General features: G+C 38.9%; 8 protein-coding genes. 3 read left to right on the top strand and 5 right to left on the bottom strand.

Annotated features, from left to right (window positions below; all coding sequences use genetic code 11):
* Window positions 1-592 (top strand): IS200/IS605 family accessory protein TnpB-related protein (locus tag BM390_RS05340; protein ID WP_143103138.1); only part of this gene is annotated, 592 nt, incomplete at its 5' end.
* A 305-nt stretch (window positions 593-897) separates the two neighbouring features.
* On the opposite strand, the gene BM390_RS05335 is transcribed toward BM390_RS05340, so the two are convergent.
* The 4 genes from BM390_RS05335 to BM390_RS05325 all read right to left on the bottom strand — a co-directional run bounded on the left by BM390_RS05335 (window position 898) and on the right by BM390_RS05325 (window position 2618).
* Window positions 898-1281 (bottom strand): DUF3397 domain-containing protein, encoded by a 384-nt coding sequence (locus tag BM390_RS05335; RefSeq protein WP_062322997.1) that lies wholly within the window; start codon window positions 1279-1281, stop codon window positions 898-900.
* Between the two features lie 164 nt (window positions 1282-1445).
* Window positions 1446-1598 carry a hypothetical protein gene (locus BM390_RS15385; RefSeq protein WP_156321415.1) on the bottom strand — a complete coding sequence of 51 codons (153 nt, stop codon included), beginning with the start codon at window positions 1596-1598 and terminating at the stop codon, window positions 1446-1448.
* Between the two features lie 252 nt (window positions 1599-1850).
* Entirely contained in the window at window positions 1851-2024 is a 174-nt protein-coding gene (gene rpmF / locus BM390_RS05330) for a 50S ribosomal protein L32 (RefSeq protein ID WP_062322996.1), read from the bottom strand.
* A 72-nt stretch (window positions 2025-2096) separates the two neighbouring features.
* The gene (locus tag BM390_RS05325) at window positions 2097-2618 is read right to left on the bottom strand and encodes a YceD family protein (protein ID WP_089853210.1); all 522 of its coding nucleotides are present in this window, start codon (window positions 2616-2618) and stop codon (window positions 2097-2099) included.
* A gap of 151 nt (window positions 2619-2769) precedes the next feature.
* Here BM390_RS05325 and BM390_RS05320 point away from each other — a divergent pair, with 151 nt between their 5' ends.
* On the top strand, window positions 2770-3975 hold the full coding sequence (locus BM390_RS05320; RefSeq protein WP_089853207.1) for a nucleotidyltransferase: 1206 nt from the start codon (window positions 2770-2772) through the stop codon (window positions 3973-3975).
* A 73-nt stretch (window positions 3976-4048) separates the two neighbouring features.
* Here the strand turns inward: BM390_RS05320 and BM390_RS05315 are convergent, their stop codons facing one another.
* Window positions 4049-5062 (bottom strand): SepM family pheromone-processing serine protease, encoded by a 1014-nt coding sequence (locus BM390_RS05315; protein WP_062322988.1) that lies wholly within the window; start codon window positions 5060-5062, stop codon window positions 4049-4051.
* 87 nt (window positions 5063-5149) lie between these two features.
* Between BM390_RS05315 and BM390_RS05310 the strand changes: the two genes are divergently transcribed.
* Entirely contained in the window at window positions 5150-6286 is a 1137-nt protein-coding gene (locus tag BM390_RS05310) for a hypothetical protein (protein ID WP_143103137.1), read from the top strand.
* Window positions 6287-6301 lie beyond the last annotated feature (15 nt).

The raw sequence follows: 6301 nt of genomic DNA, 5'->3' as shown, positions 1-6301 counted from the left end.
TAAAACCAGTGGGCAGGTAACGAAAATCATAGAAGCGGAGGTTATTGCCCTCGTTGACTATGCCGTTAAACATCATAAACCACTCGCCATCGAAAGATTGGATACGATGCGGTCCAAAGTGTCGCGTCCCTATGGAAACAAAAAAGCTAATCGACGAATGAGTCAGTTTGCTTATCAAAAGATGATCCTAGCGATTAAGTCAAGAGCTGAAAAAATGTGGGTCGCTGTCTACGTTGTTAACCCTGCTTATACCAGTCAAATTGGCAAGATGAAATATATGAAGCGGCTCGGTGTGTCCATTCACATGGCAGCCGCTTATGTCATTGCCCGACGGGCAATGGGCTTTAAAGAAATACTCCCACCGATGTTGTATTCACTTGTTCCAGAGCAGAAACAAGGTCTACACCATTGGGCGCAATGGGCGTATATGATGCGTACCCTGTCTTTTGTTAGAACCCATGCGTTCTACCAGACAGAACGATTCGACCAAAGCAAGTTGTGTTCCTGGGACACACTATTTCCCCAACATGCTTTAACAGATGTTGAGAAAATAGGTTTGCGGCGGTTGGAGAGTAGAAAAACCTATGCTTAGTTGAATGAGCATGGGTCGCCTTTAGGGTGTCCTTATGGAATCCCTTTCCTCAAACATTCGTGAGAATGTCAGGTGGGGGTAGTTCAATGGCATTTCATTATTTTTAAGGAAACGATGAACGTTTTTTCCCCTGATATCTTGTTGTTTTTTTCCACTCATCATCCGTTTGAAAAGTCACTAAACCTAAAAAAACATCCCCTCCTAAGTAAAGGAAGGGATGTTACGGTTATTTTATCGTTTAGGGCGAGAAGACACCTTCCTCAAACATTCGTTAGAATGTTAGGTGGGGGGTAGTTCAACGATATTTAAGCGCCTTGTACATTTAAAATAATACTCAGTGTCACGAGCACAATGTAACTGATGACACCTATTAACCACAAAGATCGCAAGTACAATTTAGTTAAACGCTTGATTAACACATCGCCGACTAACTTCCATTGCGTCACTAAAAAGATCATAAACAACGTTAATAAACCAATTAAGACGAGCCAGCTGTATGAGAAATCAAACATATGATTTAAAATAACCATATTAGCTAAGATAAAGACAAGGCTAGATACTTCTACGCTCAGATGAAAGGCACGCTTTTTATGCCGATACATCCATTTAAATATGTAATAAAATACAATCATAAAGACGGGTGGGAACGTAATAAATATAGCTGCTATATTGGATATAAATGCCGTCATTTACAACCATCCTCTCTATTTATAATCACCGCTTCACCGGCGGTTGACATCATTTCCGTTTGTTACTCCGAAACAGGTCGTTAACGGCTGACTAACGGTTTTGATCACCTATTCATTACGGAAAGTCTTTTATTGATACTTGTATGTCATACTTTCAAAAAGCTTCATTCATTATCTTTGTCGTTTGCAAGTCCTGGAGATGCTGAAGTATGAGCGGTTTTAATCGCCCGCGTATACAACATCACGCTATTATTTTCACTAAGAAAAGAGGCAAATAAGTGGCCAATCACTCTTGAATCGATGAGTGTTATCTCCATCTTTAGACACCTCACTTTCGTCATATGTCGACATTACCAATATAGCTTACACCTATCTATCCGTCAAAGACTTTTTCATACACTCTCACTAAATCGGTGCAAGCTAACTGATTTCTTACTGAAGTAACCTTCCTATACAAACTAAGGACATTTGAGGGGAATTAAAGAGCCTAGACTTTGGTTCGTTCAATCTTTTTTAAGAAACACAAATAAAAAATACTAGCCCGTGGGCTAGTATTTTGAATGTAGTTATTATGCTTCAACTACTTGCTTACCATCGTAATGTCCACATGCGCGACAAACATGGTGAGGTTTTGTAAGCTCACCACAATTTGAGCAAGCTACCATACCTGGTACATGTAATTTTTTATGTGTACGACGTTGATTCTTCACTTTCTTAGAAGTTCTTCTTTTTGGTACTGCCATGTCTTACACCTCCTTCACTTCCGAAACGAAAACCTTTATAAATAAGGCTATGACATTATCTTGCCTATGCCCTTATTGATTTTCATTTTTATCATCAGTTAATAATGATTGTAGTTTGGATAAGCGCGAATCGATTTTCTCTTCCTGCTTATCTTCATCAACAACAGCCCAACCATCACCTGCTGTTAATGCATGTTTCTCGATAGTCTCCTCATCCGCATAAACACGGAAAGGAATCTCCAATAATACATTTTCCTTTATAAAAGGTGTTAAGTCAAGTAATTCTCCTTTAATCGGATGAATTTCTGACTCATCTTCTTCGGTATAGAATGGATCAATAGAAAATACTTCAATTGTGTCAATGTCAAAAGGATACGGCACATCCGCAAGTGACCTTGCACATGGGAGAACCATCACACCTTTGATATGAAGATTAACGGTAATTGTTTTATTTTGAACTGATGCCTCACCTGATACCTCAACGGATCCAATCTGTCTGATATCATTGTCAAATGATTCGAGTTCAGAAAGGTCTGTTTCTCCTTCAAACGTATATGGCGCTTGTTGAAGGATTTTTTGAATCGATATTTTCATATTAATCACCTCAGAAAGCACAAGCTTTATTTTAAAAGCAAATGCGGTATTTGTCAATATTTTTTCTTTACACCCGACATCTTTTTTGAAAAATGGTTGAAAGAGTCCGCAAAGATTGTGATACAATACCGTTAAAGAAAGGGGTTTTTTTATGCATGTGCTTGGGTTAATTGTTGAATATAATCCATTTCATAACGGTCATCTCTATCATATCGAACAAGCCCGTAAGAAGTCAAACGCTGATGTTGTGATTACGGTGATGAGCGGACAATTTTTACAACGCGGTGAACCCGCGATCATTGATAAATTTGCACGTGCTGAAATGGCCATCGTCCACGGCAGTGATTTGGTGATTGAATTACCAACGATCTTTGCTATTCAGCACCGCGATCTTTTTTGTTACAGTGCGGTTAGTATACTCAATCAACTCGGGGTTGATACAATTATTTTCGGTTCGGAATCTGGTGACATCACGCCGTTTAATGAGCTGGTGACGAGAGAAAAAGAACATCATACCTTATTAGATCAAACAATTCAACAGCGATTAAAACAGGGCGAAAGTTATCCTGCCGCCTATTCAACAGCGATTAAGACAATCGGAATTGATACACTTAATGATCACTTACCAAATAATAGTTTAGGGATTGGCTATGTCCGTGCCGTTGCTGAAATTAATCCACGTATCACGATCGATACAATTAAACGGCAACAAGCTGGTTATCACACCACTCACCTTTCTTCACCGATTGCGAGCGCAACAAGTATTAGACAGGTCATTAAAGCAAAGAAAACGATCCAGCACGTATCCGAACTGAAATCCGTCATGCCTGATAAGGCTTACCAGCTAATAGAGCAGCATGAAGACGACTTTCATGATTTAAATGATTATTATCCCTTAATGCAATATAAGCTCTTAACGACAACCCCAGTCGCTTTAAAACAGATCCATGGTATGGTTGAAGGAATTGAGCATCGTTTAATCGCTGCCGCCAAAAAAGCGACGACTGCGAGTGACTTTATTGACTTAGTTAAAACAAAACGGTACACAACGACCCGGATTCAGCGCTTACTGATTCATCTCTTACTGAATCTTGATCAGGAAACCGTTGCAACAGCGATTCATCAGCTACAAAACCTACCGGCTGTAAGAAGTCTCGGTCAATCCACAATAGGTGAGCGATATATCAAAGTCATAAAAAAAGAACGCCCTATGACGATTCTAACAAAAGTCACCAAAAACTTACCAGACTATCTCGCCATTGACATGCGTGCTTCTTTGGTCTATCACTTATTTGATCATACAAAAACAAAGCGGGAATACTTGCCACCGTTTAGACACGAAAGAGCCTCGAGATAACCTCAGGCTCTTTCATTTTGTTGATGCGTCTTATGTCATTGAACAGTGATTATATGTTACGACCGATTCAATCTCACGACATATTGTTTAAATAATCTAATGCGTCACTTACAGTATCAACAGGAACAATAACCATATCACTACCAATGGCTTCTGCCGTTTGTTTGGCTACTTGATAATTTGAATCTGATCGGCCATTTTCATTTGGCGCAAAGAATATGGCACAGCCTTCTTCATCTGCCGCGACGACCTTTTTATCTACTCCGCCAATGCGGCCGACATTTCCGTCATAATCTACTTCACCTGTACCCGCGATTTTTCTCCCCTGGGTCAAATCACCCTCGGTTAACTGATCGTACAACTCTAGTGCGAGCACTAAACCAGCACTAGGTCCACCAATATCCCCACTAAAGAATTCTACTTCTCTAGACAGAGATACTTCTCTATTTGTCACTAATTGAATCCCGATCCCATAATCATCTGGTTGATCTGGAAAAGGCACTAACTCAATGGACACATCAAAAGTCTCCTCTTCTCTTTTGACGGTAAAGGTTAATACTTCACCGATATTGTAACCATCCACTATCATAATTAAGTGATCGGCATCTTTAATTTTTTCACCATTGACTTCTAAGATTTTATCGCCCATCTCTAAAACATCAGCCGCAGGCATCTTGTCTAAAACATTAACAACATAGACACCTTCATAGTTAATCGTATAATCAACACCGGCTAAATCAAAGGCAACAAGCGTCGCTGCTTGTTGCGAGTTTTCCATTACTAATAATTGTTCTTTCATATAATTTTCACGGTCATAACCTTCCGGAAAAACATCTTCTAAGTCATACACCTCTTGATAATCACTAAATTGCGACAATAATAACTGAATCGGGGTGGCTTGTCCTCCTCTTACGGTCACTAAATGAAAATCTCCCGTGTCACTTTGGGTATCTCGATCACTTACCGCAACAACTTCATTCAAAGGGTCTGCCGTGCCTGGTCGATAAATATAATAAGGTAACGGAAGAAAAGTGCCTACTAACATGAGGACAATCAAAACAATTGTCAATCCATAACGTTTTATCATTTATATCACTCTTTTCTCTGTTTCTATTTCTACTATAGCTATTTCACTTCAGTTCTTCAACTCATATACATTAGGGGGATAATGATGATGTATCGATGGTTTAAACGTCTCGCGCTTCTTTCTTATTTACTGTTACTGCTGTTATTTATGCGTTACTCAACAATCATCGTTTATGAGATCCGCACGGTTATCTATCTTTTTATCGATCAATTACTTCCGATTTTCATTCCGTTTCTTATTCTCCTTCACTTGATTCTTATGAACCCAGAAAAAACATGGTTCATACGTTGGTTGTATCCCTCATTTAAGAAAACGCTCCACTTAAACCAATTTGGCACACTCACGACATGTCTGAGTTTAATTTCAAGTTTTCCTTTAGGGGCTGTTATGGTGAAACAAGGCTATTTAGAAGGCCGTTTAAATAAAGCGCAAGCTCACCATTTACTCATGTTCACGAATCAAGCGAGTCCTATTTTCATTTCCACAATCGTCGTGACCTATCTCTTCCCAATAAGACGAATGGGAATGGCACTGATTGTTATTCAGTGGTTAACAAATTTATCAATCGCTTATGTGACTCACTTTTATTATCAATCTAAGGCTTCGTCTACAGTCATGGCACCTTCGTTAATAGATAACCCTCTACCTACCGCCAACAATAACGATATCATCATAAAAACAGCCAAGACGCTATTCACGATTCTAAGCATGATGGTTATGGCACGCTTTCTCAATGTTCTTTTATCGTCGCTGTATTTATTTGATTTTTCATCAATATGTCTATCCAAGCTATGGCCATGGTCAGTTGATTTATCTAATATCAATCTTATTCTACAGGCAACCATTGAACTGACACAAGGCATTGACCTGCTTCGGTTGACGTCATTTAATTCTACCACCTTATTTTTAGTCACGAATGCGTTAATCAATTTTCACGGCTTAAGTATACATATGCAAGTATATGGATTGATCAAATCAACCGATCTTTCGTTTACACCTTATCTGTTAAGTCGTATGGCAGCTCTCGGGATTAGTCTCACATATAGCTATCTATATGTATTCCTTTATCAACCATTTAGAAATACAGACATCATCCCAATTTTTTATGAAATGCAAAAAGAACCAAGTCCGTTATTCACTATAGCGGGGCTTAGTTCCTTCTACTTTGTTTTATGTCTGATTGTTACTTTACGGTCATCTTATATATCAACATATGACAAGTAGCACGTGAGATTTTGC

This window comes from Halolactibacillus miurensis, from assembly GCF_900116255.1.
In the GTDB taxonomy this organism is placed as follows: domain Bacteria; phylum Bacillota; class Bacilli; order Bacillales; family Amphibacillaceae; genus Halolactibacillus; species Halolactibacillus miurensis.
This window is presented reverse-complemented; position numbering and strand designations above follow the sequence as displayed.

Bases quoted from the DNA above. Each gene is read 5' to 3' on its own strand.
- BM390_RS05325 (WP_089853210.1), bottom strand. From the start codon at position 2,618: ATGAAAATATCGATTCAAAAAATCCTTCAACAAGCGCCATATACGTTT.
- BM390_RS05320 (WP_089853207.1), top strand. From the start codon at position 2,770: ATGCATGTGCTTGGGTTAATTGTTGAATATAATCCATTTCATAACGGT.
- BM390_RS05335 (WP_062322997.1), bottom strand. From the start codon at position 1,281: ATGACGGCATTTATATCCAATATAGCAGCTATATTTATTACGTTCCCA.
- BM390_RS05315 (WP_062322988.1), bottom strand. From the start codon at position 5,062: ATGATAAAACGTTATGGATTGACAATTGTTTTGATTGTCCTCATGTTA.
- rpmF (WP_062322996.1), bottom strand. From the start codon at position 2,024: ATGGCAGTACCAAAAAGAAGAACTTCTAAGAAAGTGAAGAATCAACGT.
- BM390_RS15385 (WP_156321415.1), bottom strand. From the start codon at position 1,598: ATGGAGATAACACTCATCGATTCAAGAGTGATTGGCCACTTATTTGCC.
- BM390_RS05310 (WP_143103137.1), top strand. From the start codon at position 5,150: ATGTATCGATGGTTTAAACGTCTCGCGCTTCTTTCTTATTTACTGTTA.